Source organism: Enterobacter hormaechei subsp. hoffmannii (genome assembly GCF_001729745.1).
Taxonomy (GTDB): Bacteria; Pseudomonadota; Gammaproteobacteria; order Enterobacterales; family Enterobacteriaceae; genus Enterobacter; species Enterobacter intestinihominis.
Genome location: NZ_CP017186.1, coordinates 1,716,544 through 1,734,900, shown reverse-complemented (window position 1 = coordinate 1,734,900; position 18,357 = coordinate 1,716,544). Strand labels below are relative to the sequence as shown.

The window sequence follows — 18,357 nt, the reverse complement described above, 5'->3', positions numbered from 1 at the left end:
CGCCCGTTACCCTTACAGCCCCTTCAGGAGTTTATCCACAAAGGCAGGCACCACCTCGCTGGCCAGACCGTAATGCTTCTCTTCAAACTCACTCCCGACCTGGCTTGGCTCAAGATTAAGCTCCACCGTATGGGCACCTTGCAGTCGTGCTTCGTGAACAAACCCCGCTGCCGGATAGACATGTCCTGAGGTACCAATGGCGATAAAGACGTCCGCCATGGCCAGGGCGCTGTAGATCACATCCATTCCCAGCGGCATTTCGCCAAACCAGACCACATGGGGACGCAGACGCGAAGGGAACTGACAGCAGTGGCAGCGGTCTTCGTCCAGCACGTCCTCTTTCCACTCCAGCACCTGCCCACTCCATGCGCACCGCACCTTGAGCAGTTCGCCGTGCATGTGAATGATGTTGTGGTTTCCGGCTCTTTCGTGAAGATTGTCGATGTTTTGCGTCACCAGCAGAAAACGATCCCCCAGCGCCTCCTCCAGCTTTGCCAGCGCCAGGTGCGCCGCGTTTGGCGCAATCTCCGGCTGCTGAAGCTGGCGACGACGGGCGTTGTAAAACGCCTGAACCAGCGCCGGATCGCGGGCGAAACCTTCCGGCGTCGCCACATCTTCTACTCGGTGTTCTTCCCACAGCCCGTCCGCCGCGCGGAAGGTCTGAATACCGGATTCGGCGGAGATCCCCGCCCCGGTCAACACCACCACTCTGGGTTTATCCATCGCTTCTGGCATCATCCTGTCTCTGAAAAAGATCCGCTGACGCAGGCGTTCACGTAAGCGGCGTTTATTTTTGCGAAAACGGCTGAGTCGACCCTGGCGACGCGACAGCATAGTAACCTCGTAAACTAATCGGTGAGATGAAGGAATGCGGCTCCGCGCATGCCTCCTGCGTCCCCGTGTCGCGCACGCTCAATGCGCGGCACGCGGGCGACCGGCAATAAATGTCGGGGCAAACGCCCGGACAGCTGTTCCGTAATCGCAGTGAAATTTGACAGCCCTCCCCCGATCACCAGCAGATCCGGGTCGACGATGGTCAGGATATTCCCCAGACACACCGCCAGCAAATCAAGATAGCGCTCAACGTGCTCACGCGCCTGCGCGTCTCCCTGCTCCCACAGCGTAATGATTTGAGGGGCCTCAAGTTTCTGATGATAGAAGTGTTCATAAAGCCATGCAAACCCGCGCCCTGAAAGGTAACTCTCTATGCAGCCGTGCTGACCACAGCCGCAGCGGGTAAGCGGGAAATCACGACCAACGACGTCCAGCGCATCCACCGGCAGACGGATATGACCAAATTCTCCGGTAATGTAGCTGCGCCCTGTAATGGGCTTGCCGTTAATGACAATCCCGCCACCGACGCCCGTTCCGAGGATCAGCCCCATCACCAACGGATAGCGACGAAACTCGTCGTCCCAGGCCTCTGAGAGAGCAAAACAGTTGGCATCGTTGTCTAAGCGCACGTCGCGCTCAAGGAGAGCAGAAAGATCGGCACGCAGGGGTTTGCCGCTTGCAGCAGGAACGTTGGCGGCATACAGCGTGCCGTCGTCGGTTTCGGGCATACCCGGTATACCAATGCCGACGCTGCCTTTGACGCCAAAGCGTTCATCCGCCTGCGCCACCAGCGCGGCAATGGCGGTTAAAAATTCATCGTAGCTATCGCGCGGCGTAGGCACGCGGGTTTCCCATTGTAGCTTAAGGTCTTTATCGAACACGCCGAGCGCAATCTTGGTGCCGCCAATATCAAATCCGTAATACATGATGCATTCCTCTGTTTGATTCAGCGGCCAAAAGACCGCTAAACCATGACGAAATTACTGGCCACTTAATACCCTCGCCGGATCAATTCGGCTTGCGCGACGCGCCGGATACCAGCTTGCCAGCAGACTCAGTAAAAGTGCTGTAACCAGCACATAAATGACGTCCAGCCAGTGCAGTTCAGACGGCAGGAAGTCAATAAAATAGATATCGCCTGACAGGAATTGATGGCCGATAAGCGCCTCAATCCCGTTGATAATCGGCGTCAGCTGAAGAGACACCACCACGCCGATGACCACGCCGCAGAGGCTACCAAACAGCCCCGCCAGCAAACCGTACCAGACGAAGATGGCGCGAATAAGACCGTCTTTCGCCCCTAAGGTACGCAGCACGGCAATGTCGCCGCTCTTGTCCTTAACGGCCATGACCAGCGTAGAGACGATATTAAAGCACGCCACGCCAATCACCAGCACCATCGCCAGATACATAATCGCGCGGATCATCTGGATATCACGGTACATATACCCGTAAGTGCCGATCCAGCTTTTGATGTAGACATAGTTATTGGTCACACTGCCAGCGTCACGCACCAGTGTATTGGCGTTGAAAACGTCGTTAACCTTAATGGCAATGCCCGTCACGCTGTCGCTCATATCCAGATACTGGCGCGCATCTTCCAGCGGCACCATCGCGAAGCTGTGATCGAGCTGGCCGCTCAGCTGCAAAATACCGGTGACGTGCAGACGCACGCGCTTAGGCTGCTGCAATTTGTGATCAGCGCTGGCGTTCGGGATCATGATCGAGACCCAGTCGCCCTGCTTCACCTTCAGTGCATCGGCAACGCCTTTGCCCATGATGATCTGCTGTTCGCCAGCCTTAAAGTTTGCCCATGCACCATTTTGCACATAGCGAGGCAGCGCGCTCAGACGCTCCTCCTGACGTGGATTCACCCCTTTCACCTGAATGGCGCGCAGGTTTACCCCGCTCTCTACCAGCCCGGTAAAGTTGATGTAAGGTGCAGCCGCCGCAATGCCGGGTACCTTTTCCACTTTGTTCAGGGCATCACGCCAGTTGGACCACGGCTGGTTAACCGGCTCGATTTCACCGTGGGGTACAACGGCCAGAATGCGGTTATTCAGTTCGCGCTCAAAGCCATTCATGGCGCTTAAGCCCACGATTAGAACCGCCACGCCCAGGGCGATACCGATGGTGGAGATCACGGAGATAAGGGAAACCATCCCGCTCCGGCGACGACCGCGGCTAAAGCGTAACCCAATGAGTAACGATAACGGTGAAGCCATTACTCCGCTCCCATCAGCGTCAGTTCTGCATTCAGACGACCGTCGCGCATTTCCAGCTGACGGCCCATCCGCTTAGCCAGCTGCAAATCGTGCGTGACCACCAGAAACGCGGTTCCCTGCGCGGCGTTCAGTTCGCCGAGAAGCTGGAAAATGCTGTCTGCGTTACGCGCATCGAGGTTACCTGTCGGCTCATCCGCCAGCACCAGGCGCGGGTTGTTGACCAGCGCACGGGCGATGGCCACACGCTGACGCTCGCCGCCGGAAAGCTCAGACGGACGATGATTCCCGCGATGACCCAGCCCTACCGCGTTTAGCATGTCGCTGGCGCGGGCATTGATTTCTGCGGGTTTCTTTTTACCAATCAGCAGCGGCATCGCCACGTTTTCCAGCGCCGTAAAGTCCGGCAGCAGGTGGTGGAACTGATAGATAAAACCCAGCTCACGGTTACGCAGCTCGGCTTTCGCCGTAGACGACATTTTACTCAGCGGCTGCCCGGAGAAGATCACATCGCCTTCGGTTGGCGTGTCCAGCCCGCCCAGCAGGTGCAGCAGCGTACTTTTGCCGGAGCCGGAGCTGCCGACAATCGCCATCATCTCGCCTTCGCCCACGCTAAAACTCACATTGTGCAACACGTCGGTCTGCACAGTGCCTTCCTGATAGCGTTTGGACAGGTTGTCGCACTGCAACAGGATCTTATTCATAACGTAAAGCCTCAGCGGGTTGAGTGGCGGCAGCCCGCCAGGAAGGATAAAGCGTAGAGAGCAGCGCAATAGCCATCGCGGCCAGCGCAATACCGACCACCTGGAGCGGCTCGATAGCCACCGGCAGCGCCGCACCATCAAGCAGCGCGCCGATAATCGGCATGAGATTGTTGAGCTGGCTGGCGAGCAGCGCACCCAGCGCAGCGCCGAGCAGCGCGCCGATGATGCCAGCGCTGGCGCCCTGCACCATAAATACAGCCATGATCTGGCGCGGCGTCAGCCCCTGGGTTTGCAGAATGGCGACTTCGCCTTGCTTCTCCATCACCATCAGCCCGAGCGAGGTGATGATATTAAACGCGGCAACGGCCACGATCAGGCTCAGCAGCAGCCCCATCATGTTTTTCTCCATGCGCACGGCCTGGAACAGTTCGCCTTTGCGGTCGCGCCAGTCCTGCCATTTCGTTCCTTCCGGTAGCGTCTGCTGGCTAAGGGTATCCACCTTCAGCGGCGCATCAAGCCACAGACGCCAGCCGGTGATATTTCCCGCCGGGTAGCGCATCAGACGCGAGGCGTCCTGAATGTTAACCAGCATCTGGTAACCATCGACTTCGCTGTTCGCCGCAAACGTGCCAATCACGTTGAACAGGCGCTGGCTTGGCAGACGCCCCATCGGCGTAAACTGACTGGCTGAGGGCACCATCACGCGCAGTTGATCGCCACGGTTGACCCCGAGCTGCCCGGCAAGCTGCTCGCCGAGGATGACGTTGTATTTACCCGCTTCCAGGTCGGTTTGTTTTACGTTGACCAGGAACGGCGTCAGCGGATCTTTTTGCGCCGGATCGATACCCAGCATCACCCCGACCGCCACGCTGCGGGCGCTTTGCAGCACCACATCGCCCGTCGTGAGGGGCGCAACGCGCGTGACACCCTGTAACTTCACCGCGCTTTCCGGCAGCTGTTGCGGGTTAACGGAGCCCTGAGTGGAAGAGAGAACGGCCTGCGGCATCAGCCCCAGGATATTGTTTTGCAGCTCGCGCTCGAAGCCGTTCATGACGGAAAGCACCGTCACCAGAGCCATCACGCCAAGCGTAATGCCAATAGTCGAAAGCCAGGAGACAAAGCGACCGAAGCGGTCCGCGGCGCGCCCACGCATGTAACGTAAGCCTATGAAGAGTGCGACAGGTTGATACATGAAATCCGTCTGTTTGCTGATAGCAGACCCACGAGTATATAAGCGAATCCGCTAAGCGTAAATGACTGAAACCGTAAGATTCGGTAATCATTTTTCCGAAAAATTCAGATAAATCATCATGCTACTGACTGAACTTCCGCCATACAGCCTCCACCTTTTCCGAAAATCGTCCTGATACAGACTGTTACCCGTTACATCGGGGTTTCATTTTACAACAATCGACCTTTCGTTTATGGCAACAAGGTCGTCACACACAATGAAACAAAAAGCATTATGGATTAACCAGATAAAAGGTCTGTGCATCTGCCTGGTGGTGATTTACCACTCGGTGATCACCTTTTATCCTCACCTGGACGGGCTACAGCATCCGTTATCGGGCCTGCTCGCCAAATGCTGGGTCTACTTTAATCTTTACCTCGCCCCGTTCCGTATGCCGGTGTTTTTCTTCATCTCCGGCTATTTGATTCGTCGATATATTGACGAGGTGAACTGGCGCACCAGTCTCGACAAGCGGATCTGGAGCATTGTCTGGGTGCTGGCCCTGTGGGGCGTCCTGCAATGGCAGGCGCTGACCCATCTGAATGCCTGGCTCGCCCCCGAGCGTGAACTGGCGACAGCATCCAATGCGGCCTACGCCGATTCCGTTTCAGGGTTTGTACTGGGAATGCTCACGGCCAGCACCAGCCTGTGGTACTTGTACGCCTTAGTGGTCTACTTCACGCTCTGTAAACTGCTGAGCCGCTGGAAACTGCCGATGCTGGGGCTTCTGGCGCTGGCAAGCATCGCCATTAACTTCCTGCCTTTACCGTGGTGGGGAATGAACAGCGTGGTGCGCAACATGATCTACTACAGCCTCGGCGCATGGTACGGCGCGCAGTTGATGACGTGGATGAAAGGGATGAATTTACGCCGCAGCTGGCTGGTACTTATCGCCTCTGGCGCGGTGTCGGTAGTGCTGTGGTTTGCTAATGTTCCTCTGCCGCTCTCACTGCTGTCGATCGTGGTCATCATGAAGCTCTTTTACAGCTTCGAGCAGCGTTATGCCGTTCATCCCAATAATCTGCTGAACGTCATCGGTTCAAACACCATCGCGATTTATACCACCCACCGCATTTTAATTGAGGCGTTTAGCCTGCTCCTGATTCGCGAAATGAATGCGGCGTACTGGCCGATCTGGGCGGAGTTAACGCTGATTCTGGTCTATCCGTTCGTCAGCCTGCTCGTCTGCACGCTGGTTGGACTGGGCGCACGTAAGCTCTCGACCGCCCTCTTTGGCGACCTTTTCTTCTCCCCTCCCGCACGGCTTACGCCACAGCTCGCCAGCCGCTAACCTACCCTGCCCCCATCCGGGGGCACTTTTCCTCTTGTGCGGTTACGATTTGCTTATGCATAACGATCGAGGATAATAAAGACATTGCGTATCAGTGATATGCCCCAATACTGTTGGTATATCCCCAAGAGACCCTGACATAGCCATGCCTGAACACTATCGTTTTTCCTTGCCTGTAAAAGCAGGTGACCAACGCCAGCTGGGCGAACTGACAGGCGCGGCCTGCGCCACGCTGGTGGCGGAAATTGCCGAGCGCCATCCGGGGCCGGTGGTGCTGGTTGCCCCGGACATGCAAAACGCCCTGCGCCTGCACGACGAAATTCGTCAGTTCACCGACAGTCTGGTATTCAGCCTGGCCGACTGGGAAACGCTTCCCTACGACAGTTTCTCTCCGCACCAGGAGATCATCTCCTCACGCCTGTCGACGCTGTATCAGCTCCCCACCATGCAGCGCGGCGTGCTGATTGTGCCGGTGAATACCCTGATGCAGCGCGTCTGTCCGCACAGCTATTTGCACGGCCATGCGCTGGTGATGAAAAAAGGCCAGCGCCTGTCGCGCGATGCCCTGCGCGTGCAGCTTGACGGAGCCGGTTACCGCCATGTCGATCAGGTGATGGAACACGGCGAATACGCGACGCGCGGTGCGCTGCTGGATCTCTATCCGATGGGCAGCGACCAGCCGTATCGTCTGGATTTCTTCGATGATGAGATCGACAGCCTGCGCGTGTTCGACGCCGACACCCAGCGCACGCTGGAGGAAGTGGACTCCATTAATCTGCTGCCCGCCCATGAGTTCCCGACGGATAAAACCGCCATCGAACTGTTCCGCAGCCAGTGGCGCGACAGGTTCGACGTGAAACGTGATGCCGAACATATCTACCAGCAGGTCAGCAAAGGCACCCTTCCGGCGGGGATCGAGTACTGGCAGCCCCTGTTCTTTAACGAACCGCTGCCGGCGCTGTTCAGCTACTTCCCGGCCAATACGCTGATTGTTAACACCGGGGATATCGACGCCAGCGCCAGCCGCTTTGAAAGCGAAACGCGCGCCCGCTTTGAAAACCGGGGCGTTGACCCGATGCGTCCGCTGCTGCCGCCGGAAATGCTGTGGCTGCGTACCGACGAGCTCAACGCCGAGCTAAAACGCTGGCCGCGTATGCAGCTCAAAACCGATTCGCTTGCCGATAAGGCGGCGAACACCAATCTCGCGTTCCGGACGCTGCCCGATCTGGCCGTCCAGGCGCAGCAGAAATCCCCGCTCGATAACCTGCGCAAGTTTCTTGATTCCTTCACCGGGCCAGTGGTGTTCTCCGTTGAGAGTGAGGGTCGTCGTGAAGCGCTGGGCGAACTACTAGGGCGGATCAAAGTTGCACCGAAGCGCATTCATCGCCTGAGCGAAGCGACCGGAAATGGTCGTTACCTGATGATCGGCTCCGCCGAGCACGGATTTATTGATACGCTCAATAACCTGGCCTTGATTTGTGAAAGCGACCTGCTGGGCGAGCGCGTGGCGCGCCGTCGTCAGGACAGCCGTCGCACCATCAACCCGGACACCCTGATCCGCAACCTGGCCGAACTGCACCCCGGTCAGCCGATCGTTCACCTGGAACACGGTGTGGGTCGCTATCAGGGAATGACCACCCTCGAAGCAGGCGGCATCAAAGGTGAATACCTGATGCTGACCTACGCGAACGACGCCAAACTGTACGTGCCGGTGTCGTCCCTGCACCTTATCAGCCGCTACGCCGGTGGCGCGGAAGATAACGCGCCGCTGCATAAGCTGGGCGGCGACGCCTGGTCACGCGCGCGGCAGAAGGCGGCGGAAAAAGTGCGCGACGTGGCCGCCGAGCTGCTGGACATTTACGCCCAGCGTGCGGCCAAAGAGGGTTATGCGTTTAAGCATGATAAAGAGCAGTACCAGCTGTTCTGCGACAGCTTCCCGTTTGAAACTACGCCGGATCAGGCTCAGGCCATAAATGCCGTGCTGAGCGACATGTGCCAGCCGCTGGCGATGGATCGCTTAGTCTGCGGCGACGTGGGCTTCGGTAAAACCGAGGTAGCAATGCGTGCCGCTTTCCTGGCGGTGGAAAACAACAAGCAGGTGGCGGTGCTGGTGCCGACTACCCTCCTCGCCCAGCAGCACTTCGACAACTTCCGCGACCGCTTCGCCAACTGGCCGGTACGCATTGAGATGCTGTCGCGTTTCCGCAGCGCCAAAGAGCAGACGCAAATCCTGGAACAGGCAAGCGAAGGCAAAATTGACATTCTGATCGGCACCCACAAGCTGCTGCAAAGCGACGTGAAGTGGAAAGATCTGGGGCTGCTGATCGTCGATGAAGAGCACCGCTTTGGGGTGCGCCACAAAGAGCGCATCAAAGCGATGCGCGCCGACGTCGACATTCTGACCCTGACCGCCACGCCGATCCCGCGCACCCTGAATATGGCGATGAGCGGCATGCGCGATCTGTCGATTATTGCCACCCCGCCAGCGCGCCGTCTGGCGGTGAAAACCTTTGTTCGCGAGTACGACAATCTGGTGGTTCGCGAGGCGATCCTGCGTGAAGTGCTGCGCGGCGGCCAGGTATATTACCTGTATAACGACGTTGAAAACATTCAGAAAGCCGCCGACAGGCTGGCAGAGCTGGTGCCGGAAGCGCGCATCGCCATTGGTCACGGCCAGATGCGCGAGCGCGAGCTGGAGCGGGTGATGAACGACTTCCACCATCAGCGTTTCAACGTGCTGGTATGTACCACCATCATTGAGACCGGGATCGACATTCCGACGGCGAACACCATCATCATCGAACGCGCGGATCACTTCGGCCTGGCCCAGCTGCATCAGCTGCGCGGGCGCGTCGGGCGTTCGCACCATCAGGCCTACGCGTGGCTGCTGACGCCGCATCCGAAGGCGATGACCACCGACGCGCAAAAGCGTCTGGAAGCTATCGCCTCGCTGGAAGATCTGGGTGCTGGTTTTGCGCTGGCGACGCACGACCTGGAGATCCGCGGCGCCGGTGAGTTGTTGGGTGAAGACCAGAGCGGCTCCATGGAAACCATCGGTTTCTCTCTGTATATGGAGCTGCTGGAAAATGCCGTCGACGCGCTTAAAGCCGGACGTGAACCGTCTCTGGAAGATCTCACCAGCCAGCAGACCGAAGTGGAACTGCGTATGCCTTCCCTGTTGCCGGATGATTTTATTCCTGACGTGAATACCCGTCTGTCGTTCTACAAACGCATTGCCAGCGCGAAACGCGAAGGCGAGCTGGAAGAGATTAAAGTCGAACTGATTGACCGTTTTGGGATATTGCCCGATGCGGCGCGCAACCTGCTGGATATTGCCCGCCTGCGTCAGCAGGCGCAGAAGCTGGGCATTCGTAAGCTTGAAGGCAACGAGAAAGGCGGCGTAATTGAGTTTGCCGAGAAGAACCACGTCGATCCGATGTGGCTGATTGGCCTTCTGCAAAAACAGCCGCAGCATTTCCGTCTTGATGGCCCGACGCGTCTGAAATTTACTCAGGATCTGACGGAACGTAAAATCCGCATGGACTGGGTGCGTAACTTTATGCGTCAATTGGAAGAGAACGCCATCGCATAACGGTTTCCCCCGCCAGCGCCCGGCTGGTGGGGGACAATTTACAAACTCTTTGCACTTCGCCCGATCTTCCGGACCATACATTCGCCATAATTATCATTAACGCCTTATAAAACAATAACCTTATCATTTGTATGGATTATGATAATGATGATTTCTTCGCGTTTTACCCGCTGGTTAACTCTGGTTGCGCTGGCCGCGACGGTTGCCGTCGCGCTCCCTGCTCGCGCCAATACCTGGCCTCTTCCGCCCGCCGGCAGCAACGTCGTAGGTGAAAACCGCTTTCACGTGGTTGAAAACGATGGCGGTTCGCTGGAAGCGATTGCTAAAAAATATAACGTCGGGTTCCTGGCGCTGTTGCAGGCCAACCCGGGCGTAGATCCCTATGTGCCCCGGGCGGGCAGCGTACTGACGATTCCGCTGCAAACCATCCTGCCGGACGCGCCGCGTCAGGGGATTGTGATAAACCTCGCCGAGCTGCGTCTTTACTATTACCCGCCGGGGAAAAATGAAGTAACCGTCTACCCTATCGGCATCGGCCAGCTGGGAGGCGATACGCTCACGCCGACCATGGTGACCACCGTCTCCGACAAGCGCGCTAATCCAACCTGGACTCCGACGGCAAACATCCGCGCCCGCTATAAGGCACAGGGTATCGATCTCCCTGCCGTGGTTCCCGCGGGCCCGGATAATCCGATGGGGCACCATGCCATTCGCCTGGCGGCCTACGGTGGGGTTTATCTTCTGCACGGAACGAATGCGGATTTTGGGATCGGGATGCGCGTCAGCTCCGGCTGCATTCGCCTGCGCGATGACGACATCAAAACGCTCTACCGCGTGATCGCCCCTGGCACGAAAGTGAATATCATCAATACGCCGATTAAAGTGTCTGAAGAGCCGGGTGGCGTCCGTCTGGTTGAGATCCACCAGCCGCTATCGAAAAACATTAATGACGATCCGCAGACGCTGCCGATTAATCTGAATGCCTCGATGGTGAGCTTTAAAACGAATGCAAACACCGATGGCGCAGTGATGGAGCGGGCGATGGAAGCGCGCTCCGGGATGCCAACCGATGTCACGCGGCATCATGAGGTTGCTCAGCAGTCAATGTAAACGGTAATAACGACAAACGCCCTGCATTAGCAGGGCGTTTTTTTTTGCAGTGGCATAACGGAGGGTTGCGTTACGCTTATTTGTAGATAACTGCGGTACCGTGCAGGGTGTTAGGACCGGTCACAGAGGTGATGCGGAATGATTTCGCACCCATTTCGTCAGCTTTTTGTGCCAGCTGATCTTCCAGAGAGCCGAGGTTAGTCCCGGCAGTGGCAGAGATGGTACCGACTTTCTGCTGGTCTGCTGGAGTGGATTGCACTTCAACAGCAGCGAAGCTTGCGAAAGAGAGTGAACTCAGAACGGCGGCAGCGATGAGGGTTTTAACGTTTTTCATGATTTTATACCTTTGGGCAGATGATGTAGTGGTCGTTAGTTATTTAGTTAACGATCGATAGGTAAATGATAGATGTGATCCAGGTCACACGTCAACCCATTTTTATAATGGTCGTTAAATTAATTTCATTTTCCTTATATTTCATAAAGATAAAATTAAATTATTTTTAAGAAATCACCGCTGGTCGTCGCAGACGTTTATTTTTATAATGACTATTCAACAAAACAACAGAGGACCAACGGCACATGACAACCGATGTCACGCGTTGCGCAAAGAAAAGCCGTGGCCGACCAAAAGTGTTCGACAGGGATGCGGCGCTCGATAAGGCCATGACGCTCTTCTGGCAGCATGGGTATGAAGCCACGTCGCTCTCCGACCTGGTGGAAGCAACGGGCGCGAAAGCCCCTACCCTGTACGCAGAGTTCACCAACAAAGAAGGCTTATTCCGGGCCGTTCTGGACAGATACATCTCGCGCTTCGCGGCAAAACACGAAGCCCAGCTATTCTGTGAAGAAAAAACGGTTGAGCAGGCATTGCAGGATTATTTCTGCGCAGTCGCAACCTGCTTTACCAGTAAAGACACGCCCGCGGGCTGTTTTATGATCAACACCTCCGCGACCCTCGCGGCATCGTCGAAAGAGATTGCCAACACGGTCAAATCGCGCCATGCGATGCAGGAGGAGACGCTCAGCACGTTTCTGGCTCAACGCCAGCAGCGCGGTGAAATTCCGGCGCATTGCCGTCCGCAGGAGCTGGCCCAGTATCTGAGCTGTATTCTACAGGGGATGTCCATCAGCGCCCGTGAAGGCGCGACGCTGGAAAAACTGCAGGGGATTACGCAAATAACGCTGCGCCTGTGGCCTGAACTTCTTAAACTCTGACGCAAAAAAAAGCTCCTCAGCCTGAGCGCATGAGGAGCTAAGTTCAGAGAACATCTTTTTTACACTTTGTTATTCAGTATCAGCTGACCATTGCTGTCGAGAGGGATCTGCGTACCAGGATCTTTATCCATGCGGATTTTGCCCTGCTGATCGCCAATTTTGTAGGTTACGTCGTAGCCCAACATTTTTTCAGACTTGTCATATACGGTTTTACAGCGCTGCTGCGTTGTGGTGTAGGTATCATTTTCCTGCATCGCGCCCTGCACCTGGTTACCGGCATAACCGCCACCCAGCGCACCAACTACCGTCGCGACATCCTTACCACGGCCACCACCAAACTGATGACCAATCACCCCACCAGCAACCGCGCCCAGCACGGAGCCAGCGATACGGTTTTCATCCTGAACCGGACGACGATGGGTGACAGAAACATTACGGCACTCCTGACGAGGCGTCTTGACCGTCTCTTTGATCGGTGTAGCGGAAACCACCTGCGCATACTGCGGGCCACGATCAAGTACGTTCAGACTGGCAACGGCAGCCACACCTAACGCAGCTGCGACGCCAATCCCTATACCCGCCAACATTGATTTATTCACGGGACTTCCTCCTTTGTTGCAATTGGTAGCAATTTTGCAGCGCAATAAACGCTTCGCCAATAAGATAAAGGATCAAAAAACCGGGGGATGAGCTGGGATAGCGTCTGTTTAAGAGAACTCTTAAGCGTCAGGAGCGAAATGCACAGCATGATGTGCTAAGAATTCCCTCCGGAGAGCCCGGAGGGAGGGAGAAATTAGTGCAGCTTCAGGCGTGGGCGGATAACGCGGTTGATGCGGCCGACCAGCATCATCAGGCCGGTTTTGAAGTAGCCGTGCAGCGCAATCTGGTGCATACGGTACAGAGAAATGTACACGAAGCGGGCGATGCGCCCTTCCACCATCATGGAGCCGCGCATCAGGTTGCCCATCAGGCTGCCCACGGTGGAAAAGTTTGAGAGCGACACCAGAGAGCCGTGGTCTTTGTAGACATAGGCTTTCATCGGTTTGCCTTTCATCTGCGCCAGGATGTTATGCAGCACGAGGCTTGCCATCTGATGCGCGGCCTGAGCGCGAGGAGGCACAAACCCGCCTTCCGGACGCGCGCAGGAGGCACAGTCGCCGATAGCGAAGATGTCCGGATCGCGCGTGGTTTGCAGCGTCGGCTCTGTCACCAGTTGGTTAATGCGGTTTGTCTCCAGCCCACCGATATCTTTCATGAAATCAGGCGCTTTGATCCCCGCAGCCCAGACCATCAGGTCGGCCTGGATGTATTCGCCATCTTTGGTATGCAGTCCACCCTCATCCGCGCTGGTCACCATGGTCTGGGTCAGCACGCGCACGCCCAGTTTGGTCAGCTCGTTGTGCGCCGCGCCGGAAATACGCGGCGGCAGCGCAGGCAGAATACGTTCACCTGCTTCCACCAGCGTCACATTCAGCGCTTCATTAGTCAGCCCTTTGTAGCCATAGCTGTGCAGCTGTTTGACCGCATTGTGCAACTCCGCCGATAATTCAACGCCCGTTGCGCCGCCGCCCACGATAGCAATGTTAACCTTGCCGTTAGCACCCATGTTGTTGGTGTACTTCAGGAACAGGTTAAGCATCTCCTGATGGAAACGACGCGCCTGATGCGGGTTATCCAGGAAGATACAGTGCTCTTTTACGCCTGGGGTGTTGAAATCATTGGACGTACTGCCCAGGGCCATCACCAGCGTGTCATAGGCCAGCTTGCGCTCAGGAACCAGCAGCTCGCCTTTATCATCACGCAGCTCAGCCAGCGTGATGGTTTTATTTTCACGGTTGATGTCCACCACCGAACCCAGCTGGAACTGGAAGTGGTGGTTACGCGCATGTGCCAGATAGCTGAGCGCATCCACGCCCTCATCCAGCGACCCGGTCGCCACTTCGTGCAGTAACGGCTTCCACAGATGGCTGTGGTTACGATCCACCAGCGTGATTTTGGCTTTCTTACCGCGACCCAGTTTCTTACCCAGCTGCGTCGCCAGCTCCAGTCCGCCAGCACCACCGCCGACAATCACTATCTTTTTCAATGGCGTAGTCAACGTGACCCCCTCAAATTATTAACCAATTGTTAATTAAAAGTTATATAAATAACCCTTAATTAACAACAGGTTACTGCGCTGAAACCATTCAGATTCATTGAGAATAGCACGTCAGGCGCATTGGTCATACCAAAATTGATATGTATCAAGTTTTGATGGTTTAAAAGTAGACAACTCTGACAAAAAAGAGGCCCGGCACGCTTTCACGTACCGGGCCTTTGTCATGTTCAGGGAGTTCAGCCCAGCGTCTTAAAGGCCTTAATACGCTGCAAGTGCGGGGAAATATTTTTGAACTTGTGGGTCTGCTCTTCATCCCAGACAATTTCGTAGTAATGATGCAGAAGTTCGGCAGCGCGGGAGCTGTCCAGCGCTTCATCGTTGCGGGAGAGGATCGCCAGACACCGGTCGCGGTTCTTTTCGCGGAAATTGCTCACGCATTTTGTTGCGATATCGGCGTACTCTTCCGGACGGTCAATCTTGCCTTCCATGTTTTCGTTTGGAAACAGGTTAGGATTAAAAATGACCTGACGGATATCGCATAAAAAACCGATGCGCTCTGCCCAGTATCCCCCCAACCCCACGCCGCAGATCAGCGGACGATCGTCGATATTGAGCTGCAACATTTTGTCCACTTCTTTAAGCAGATGCTGCATGTCATGTTTCGGATGACGCGTGCTGTAACTGATCAGCCGGACATCCGGATCGATAAACTGCAATTGCAGCACTTTCTCATGATTACCAGGACTGTTTGAGTCAAAACCGTGTAAATAAATGATCATCGTCTCACCACGCTACGCCTTCCGGGATGAATTAAAGGGCTGCTTTATGTGCCTGCCAGCGCTCGTTCAGGGCTTCAAGCCGGGCGTTTACCGTTTTCCAGCGCGCCGAGTCCATCAGCTCCTGACGACTAAATGAACCTTTATGATACAATTGTGTAACACGTTCAGCATTGATCGGCGACAGGTTATCCAGCACGCTCACCGCCCCTTTACGATTATTGCAGACGAGGATCATATCGCAACCCGCATCCAGCGAAGCCTGCCCACGTTCGGCATAGCTTCCCATGATCGCCGCCCCTTCCATGGATAAATCGTCAGAGAAAATAACGCCATTGAAGCCCAACTCCTGACGCAGCACGGTTTTAAGCCAGTGCGGAGAGCCGCTGGCCGGACGCGGATCAACGTCACTGTAGATGACGTGCGCAGGCATAATAGCGTCCAGCTTGTTATCGGTAATCAGCGAGCGGAAAACAGACATATCTTTAGCGCGAATGTCTGCTTCCGGGCGCGGATCGCGCGGGGTTTCTTTATGGGAATCCGCCGTCACCGCCCCGTGGCCCGGGAAATGCTTGCCGGTGGTTTTCATGCCCGCATCGTGCATACCGTCAATGAAGCGCGTCGCCATTGCCAGCGCGATACGTGGATCGTCATGATACGAACGCTCACCTATTGCCGCACTAATGTGTCCTACGTCCAGCACCGGGGCGAAGCTGATATCGATATCCATGGCGATCATCTCGCTCGCCATCAGCCAGCCTGCGTCCTGCGCCAGTTGACCGCCCTCTTCAGCACCCAGCAGCGCAGCAAAAGATTGTGCGGCGGGTAAACGGGTAAACCCTTCGCGGAAACGCTGCACGCGTCCACCTTCCTGGTCGACGGCCACCACCAGGCGATTGCGTGACGCCGCGCGGATCTGGCGAACCAGCTCGCGCAACTGCGCCGGATCGTGATAATTGCGGGTGAAAAGAATCAGCCCCCCTACCAGCGGGTGCGCCAGAATTTCGCGCTCTTCCGCATCAAGCTCAAACCCTTCAACATCCAACATTACTGGACCCACACCAACCTCTCTTATCCTTTCGTTTGTAACTGACGCCAGGCATCATTTGCCAGCGCAATAAATTGTTCGTCATCTGTCTGCTGAAGGCGCATTTCAAACCATCCCGCCATCAGCATCAGCACCCACGGACGCCAGCGCGCGACCTGCCGCGCAAGGGTGAGTACATTTATGTTGGCGTTTCGGGCATAGGCGGTTATCAGCTGCACGCGCGAAGCCTCATCAGGCATCCAGACCGCAGCGAGTTCAAGCGCCACGTCACCATCCCCGGCATATTCCCAGTCGATAAGTTTCTCGCCCGCCGTGGTATGAACGATATTCCCCGCATGGACATCCATATGCAGCGGCGCCAGACGTAACGCCTTCGGCTCTCCCGCTTTACGCAGCCGCTTAAGCTGCGCCAGCCAGAAGGGCGTGCGTCGTCCAGGCGCAGCCTGCTGCCAATAGCTATCCAGTAATGGAAGTAACGTCACCCGCCAGCCCAGACGCGGCTGTCGATGCAGATGATACAGCATGGCTGCCAGCGTGGGCGTATCGGGAAGCTCGCTTTTGATCTCACCCGCAATAAACGCCACCGCCATCCAGTCCCTGATAAAGAGATGAGGTTTCGGGGCAAGGTCGGCGGGAAGGCGCTTCAGGGCGCGGAACTGGCGACGAAAATGGGCGGCAGGCGCGGCGGCATCGTAATGCTGACGTAAAACCAGCCGATGGTCGCCACGCTCAATAATGCAACTCGCGCCACCAAGCCCGACGGGGGCTTGCGGCGCGATAACACGGTACTGGGAGAAATAACGCGTCAGGACATCATGACGCGTGCGCTTATTGTTGCGTAACGGCACCTTTACCTGACCAGATAATTTCGCCGGTTTGAACCAGCATTAACTGCATCTGCAACGACGGCGTGTTCACGTTGCCTGTCGCGTTAGAATAAAGGACATACTGCGCACCAACGTTGCGGGCGATACCAATCGCTTTACTGCGCGAACCCAGGCTGTCCTGAGGCGACAGACCAAGCTGTTGCTTGGCGACCGCGAGCTGCTGGGCTGAGACCAGCGTAAATTTACCGTTGTTTGCCAGCGCGTTGCGCAGGGTTTCCGTCGCTTCTCCCGCATTCAGGGAACCGTTTGTACGGTTGTTCACGCTGTCCACCAGCAGCACACTGCCAGGCGTAACGCCCTGTGCCTGCAACATTTTGCCCACCATCGGCTGCATCGCGCCGTTCCAGTCATAGTGCCGCACTCGCGGCGCAGGCTGCGCGGTATCGTCCGGATGTTCGATCGGGCCAGGCTGCGCCGGAATAGTCGGTACAGACGGCACGGTTGGAACAGGTTGCGCCGGTGTGGTCGGCTGTTCCGTTCCCGGCTTCGCCTGATCCACCGGTGCAGGTTCTTCCGTTCGCGTCACACAGCCTGCCAGAAAGAGTGCGAACGCACTCAGGAGCGCATAACGGCTCATTGTTTTAATCAAGGTTCACTCCTTACAAATAAAGATAAAGTCTCACCTTATGTGCACCCAGATAGCTGGCGCTGCCGTAGAGCGTGACCGACGATCTTGCCGGGACCGTCACGCTACGCGGCGCCTCAAGCGGGTGCATCTCAAGACCTCTCACGTCATACCAGTAGAAGCGATAATGCACCGTCACTGGCTCTTGCCTTTCGTTATAGAGCGTAGAGGAGGCAGAAGACTGAATTTCGCTTATGGTCAACGAAGGATTTTCCGCCGTGATGCCCGCAGCAAGCACTGAGGACTCCATCACCAGCGTCTGTTCTTCACTGACCGGGATGGCGGGACGCGCGCTGCACCCAACCATAACCAGCGTCACGATCAGCGCTGCAATACGCCCAGTTAACATATTAAAGACCTTTATGTGCCAGCATCGGTCCCAGTGGACGTCCACCCAGAAGATGCATATGAATATGATAGACTTCCTGGCCGCCATGGCGATTACAGTTCATGATCAAACGGTATCCATCTTCAGCAATCCCTTCCTGCTCAGCAATTTTCGCGGCCACCGTAAGCATACGGCCCAGCGCAACTTCATGCTCGGTTTTAACGTCATTGACGGTCGGAATCAGAATATTGGGAATAATAAGGATGTGCGTCGGCGCCTGGGGAGAAATGTCGCGGAAAGCCGTGACCAGTTCATCCTGATAGACAATATCCGACGGAATTTCGCGGCGGATAATTTTACTGAAAATCGTTTCTTCAGCCATGACCTTTTCCTTTT

General features: G+C 56.2%; 18 protein-coding genes. 4 read left to right on the top strand and 14 right to left on the bottom strand.

The genetic code is table 11. The features are described 5' to 3' along the window. Positions 1–12: 12 nt before the first annotated feature. The 5 genes from cobB to lolC are packed head-to-tail and all read right to left on the bottom strand — an operon-like array spanning position 13 to position 4,952. Complete coding sequence (cobB, locus tag BFV65_RS08130) at positions 13–834, bottom strand: Sir2 family NAD+-dependent deacetylase (RefSeq protein WP_069596447.1); 822 nt, start codon at positions 832–834, stop codon at positions 13–15. Between the two features lie 14 nt (positions 835–848). Next, on the bottom strand, positions 849–1,760 hold the full coding sequence (gene nagK, locus BFV65_RS08125; protein ID WP_023299807.1) for an N-acetylglucosamine kinase: 912 nt from the start codon (positions 1,758–1,760) through the stop codon (positions 849–851). Between the two features lie 54 nt (positions 1,761–1,814). Beyond that, positions 1,815–3,059, bottom strand: coding sequence for a lipoprotein-releasing ABC transporter permease subunit LolE (gene lolE / locus BFV65_RS08120; protein ID WP_038415848.1), 1,245 nt, complete (start codon positions 3,057–3,059; stop codon positions 1,815–1,817). Further along, a complete protein-coding gene (gene lolD, locus BFV65_RS08115; protein ID WP_022647757.1) occupies positions 3,059–3,760 on the bottom strand; it encodes a lipoprotein-releasing ABC transporter ATP-binding protein LolD in 702 nt (233 codons plus the stop codon). The genes lolE and lolD overlap by 1 nt, the downstream gene beginning before the upstream one ends. Beyond that, positions 3,753–4,952 (bottom strand): lipoprotein-releasing ABC transporter permease subunit LolC, encoded by a 1,200-nt coding sequence (gene lolC / locus BFV65_RS08110; protein WP_017384712.1) that lies wholly within the window; start codon positions 4,950–4,952, stop codon positions 3,753–3,755. Before lolC ends, lolD begins: the two co-directional genes overlap by 8 nt. A gap of 256 nt (positions 4,953–5,208) precedes the next feature. On the opposite strand from lolC, the gene BFV65_RS08105 reads away from it, so the two are divergent. The 3 genes from BFV65_RS08105 (at position 5,209) to ldtC (ending at position 10,984) form a co-directional block, all read left to right on the top strand. Continuing rightward, positions 5,209–6,282 (top strand): acyltransferase family protein, encoded by a 1,074-nt coding sequence (locus BFV65_RS08105; protein ID WP_022647756.1) that lies wholly within the window; start codon positions 5,209–5,211, stop codon positions 6,280–6,282. A gap of 145 nt (positions 6,283–6,427) precedes the next feature. Further along, positions 6,428–9,874: a transcription-repair coupling factor gene (gene mfd / locus BFV65_RS08100; protein ID WP_023305875.1), complete on the top strand. Its 3,447-nt coding sequence runs from the start codon at positions 6,428–6,430 to the stop codon at positions 9,872–9,874. 144 nt (positions 9,875–10,018) lie between these two features. Further along, positions 10,019–10,984, top strand: a complete 966-nt coding sequence (gene ldtC / locus BFV65_RS08095; RefSeq protein ID WP_022650791.1) for a L,D-transpeptidase LdtC — start codon at positions 10,019–10,021, stop codon at positions 10,982–10,984. A 76-nt stretch (positions 10,985–11,060) separates the two neighbouring features. Here ldtC and bhsA read toward each other — a convergent pair whose 3' ends face one another. Further along, on the bottom strand, positions 11,061–11,318 hold the full coding sequence (bhsA, locus tag BFV65_RS08090) for a multiple stress resistance protein BhsA (RefSeq protein ID WP_006809234.1): 258 nt from the start codon (positions 11,316–11,318) through the stop codon (positions 11,061–11,063). 245 nt (positions 11,319–11,563) lie between these two features. On the opposite strand from bhsA, the gene BFV65_RS08085 reads away from it, so the two are divergent. Continuing rightward, positions 11,564–12,199, top strand: coding sequence for a TetR/AcrR family transcriptional regulator (locus BFV65_RS08085; protein WP_023305873.1), 636 nt, complete (start codon positions 11,564–11,566; stop codon positions 12,197–12,199). Positions 12,200–12,258: 59 nt separating this feature from the next. On the opposite strand, the gene BFV65_RS08080 is transcribed toward BFV65_RS08085, so the two are convergent. From BFV65_RS08080 to hinT, 8 genes are all read right to left on the bottom strand, one after another. Next, positions 12,259–12,798, bottom strand: coding sequence for a glycine zipper 2TM domain-containing protein (locus tag BFV65_RS08080; protein WP_017384715.1), 540 nt, complete (start codon positions 12,796–12,798; stop codon positions 12,259–12,261). Positions 12,799–12,992: 194 nt separating this feature from the next. Then, the gene (locus BFV65_RS08075; protein ID WP_017693633.1) at positions 12,993–14,297 is read right to left on the bottom strand and encodes an NAD(P)/FAD-dependent oxidoreductase; all 1,305 of its coding nucleotides are present in this window, start codon (positions 14,295–14,297) and stop codon (positions 12,993–12,995) included. A gap of 236 nt (positions 14,298–14,533) precedes the next feature. Beyond that, on the bottom strand, positions 14,534–15,076 hold the full coding sequence (gene ycfP / locus BFV65_RS08070) for an alpha/beta hydrolase YcfP (RefSeq protein ID WP_022647750.1): 543 nt from the start codon (positions 15,074–15,076) through the stop codon (positions 14,534–14,536). A 31-nt stretch (positions 15,077–15,107) separates the two neighbouring features. After that, positions 15,108–16,133, bottom strand: a complete 1,026-nt coding sequence (nagZ, locus tag BFV65_RS08065) for a beta-N-acetylhexosaminidase (RefSeq protein WP_022647749.1) — start codon at positions 16,131–16,133, stop codon at positions 15,108–15,110. 11 nt (positions 16,134–16,144) lie between these two features. Further along, complete coding sequence (gene thiK, locus BFV65_RS08060) at positions 16,145–16,969, bottom strand: thiamine kinase (RefSeq protein ID WP_069596446.1); 825 nt, start codon at positions 16,967–16,969, stop codon at positions 16,145–16,147. Next, positions 16,950–17,594: a penicillin-binding protein activator LpoB gene (gene lpoB / locus BFV65_RS08055; RefSeq protein ID WP_085929697.1), complete on the bottom strand. Its 645-nt coding sequence runs from the start codon at positions 17,592–17,594 to the stop codon at positions 16,950–16,952. Before lpoB ends, thiK begins: the two co-directional genes overlap by 20 nt. A gap of 13 nt (positions 17,595–17,607) precedes the next feature. Then, a complete protein-coding gene (locus BFV65_RS08050; protein ID WP_022647747.1) occupies positions 17,608–17,982 on the bottom strand; it encodes a YcfL family putative periplasmic lipoprotein in 375 nt (124 codons plus the stop codon). A 1-nt stretch (position 17,983) separates the two neighbouring features. Next, positions 17,984–18,343, bottom strand: a complete 360-nt coding sequence (gene hinT / locus BFV65_RS08045) for a purine nucleoside phosphoramidase (protein ID WP_006809243.1) — start codon at positions 18,341–18,343, stop codon at positions 17,984–17,986. Between the last annotated feature and the right edge of the window lie 14 nt (positions 18,344–18,357).

Coding starts and splice junctions, on each gene's coding strand:
- ldtC (WP_022650791.1), top strand. CDS start 10,019: ATGATGATTTCTTCGCGTTTTACCCGCTGGTTAACTCTGGTTGCGCTG.
- ycfP (WP_022647750.1), bottom strand. CDS start 15,076: ATGATCATTTATTTACACGGTTTTGACTCAAACAGTCCTGGTAATCAT.
- BFV65_RS08105 (WP_022647756.1), top strand. CDS start 5,209: ATGAAACAAAAAGCATTATGGATTAACCAGATAAAAGGTCTGTGCATC.
- mfd (WP_023305875.1), top strand. CDS start 6,428: ATGCCTGAACACTATCGTTTTTCCTTGCCTGTAAAAGCAGGTGACCAA.
- cobB (WP_069596447.1), bottom strand. CDS start 834: ATGCTGTCGCGTCGCCAGGGTCGACTCAGCCGTTTTCGCAAAAATAAA.
- lolD (WP_022647757.1), bottom strand. CDS start 3,760: ATGAATAAGATCCTGTTGCAGTGCGACAACCTGTCCAAACGCTATCAG.
- lolC (WP_017384712.1), bottom strand. CDS start 4,952: ATGTATCAACCTGTCGCACTCTTCATAGGCTTACGTTACATGCGTGGG.
- lolE (WP_038415848.1), bottom strand. CDS start 3,059: ATGGCTTCACCGTTATCGTTACTCATTGGGTTACGCTTTAGCCGCGGT.
- nagK (WP_023299807.1), bottom strand. CDS start 1,760: ATGTATTACGGATTTGATATTGGCGGCACCAAGATTGCGCTCGGCGTG.
- BFV65_RS08085 (WP_023305873.1), top strand. CDS start 11,564: ATGACAACCGATGTCACGCGTTGCGCAAAGAAAAGCCGTGGCCGACCA.
- bhsA (WP_006809234.1), bottom strand. CDS start 11,318: ATGAAAAACGTTAAAACCCTCATCGCTGCCGCCGTTCTGAGTTCACTC.
- hinT (WP_006809243.1), bottom strand. CDS start 18,343: ATGGCTGAAGAAACGATTTTCAGTAAAATTATCCGCCGCGAAATTCCG.
- BFV65_RS08050 (WP_022647747.1), bottom strand. CDS start 17,982: ATGTTAACTGGGCGTATTGCAGCGCTGATCGTGACGCTGGTTATGGTT.